We start from the raw sequence: 294 nt of genomic DNA on the forward strand, positions 1-294 counted from the left end.
CGTGACGGAGCGGGAGGAGACCTCCGAGCCGGTGCGTGAGGGACTGGTGCCGTGGGTGCTGTCGGCCGGTGACGAGGGCGCCCTGCGTGGCCAGGCCGAGCGCCTGCTGCCCTTGGCGGCCGAGCACGAGCCCCTCGACGTCGGCTACTCGCTCGCGACCTCGCGCACGGTGCTGGACCACCGCACGGTGATCGTGGCCGCCGATCGGTCCGAGTTCCAGGCGGCCCTGACGGCGATCACCGACGGCCGGACGAGCGGCGCCGTGGTCGGCCCGGTCACCGGCGAACCGGGCCG

At 75.5% G+C, this 294-nt stretch carries 1 protein-coding gene; it reads left to right on the plus strand.

What is annotated here, in order from left to right:
- On the plus strand, positions 1 to 294 hold a 294-nt coding region (locus KYY02_RS33820; protein ID WP_371244936.1), incomplete at both ends, for a KS-MAT linker domain-containing protein.

The organism is Streptomyces pimonensis (assembly GCF_041380215.1).
GTDB lineage: Bacteria > Actinomycetota > Actinomycetes > Streptomycetales > Streptomycetaceae > Streptomyces > Streptomyces pimonensis.